Consider the following 674-nt stretch of genomic DNA (forward strand, 5'->3'; position numbering starts at 1 on the left):
CTTTCCAACCAACATTTTGTTTTTCAGCAACAGTATAGACATATTCACCAGCATGTGTATAGTTCACTTCTCTAAAAATATCGCCGGTTTCTTTCTTTATGCTAGTTTGTCCAGTTGCTAAAACGTCTGTTCCAGAATATGATACATTTTTATCTGTAATTTGACCATTAGAAGAATCAATCGTTTCATAAGGTGCACCATTTGATGATGTACCAGTTTTAGGGGTGAAAGTAAAAGTAAAGGTTGCTTCAGGTGTTGTAATTCCTTCCGCAATATTCAACACCTTATTAATAGAAACTTTTGCGCTTGTTTCACCAGTTGCTTTGGCAGTTGCCACATCATTATCATCCGCAAATGTTGGCACTCCTCTAAAGACCGACAAGGCGGTTACAGCTGCAATGCTTGCAGTAACTAATTTTTTCAAAAATGTTTTTTTCATGATTATTCCTTTTATTTTTAAATTTCTTTTTACATAAATTATCATCAAAAGCCCCGTCGCCTTAAGACTGTTACCACCTTGCCATGGGTATCCTGTATAGGAATGGTTCCAAAAGCACGACTATCTACAGCCGTTGTTCGATTGTCCCCGAGGACAAAGAGTTGTCCTGCTGGGACTTTCATTGGGAAGGTAGCCCCTTCCTTATAGAGCAGCGTTTCTTTGTAGATATCCTGCT

At 38.4% G+C, this 674-nt stretch carries 2 protein-coding genes; both read right to left on the reverse strand.

What is annotated here, in order from left to right; translation table 11 throughout:
- Nucleotides 1-439: Spy0128 family protein (locus GMD4S_RS09910; RefSeq protein ID WP_000750687.1), on the reverse strand; the 439-nt coding region annotated here is incomplete at its 3' end.
- Between the two features lie 44 nt (nucleotides 440-483).
- Nucleotides 484-674 (reverse strand): signal peptidase I (lepB, locus tag GMD4S_RS09915; protein ID WP_000300264.1); only part of this gene is annotated, 191 nt, incomplete at its 5' end.

The sequence above is a fragment of the Streptococcus sp. GMD4S genome, assembly GCF_000296955.1.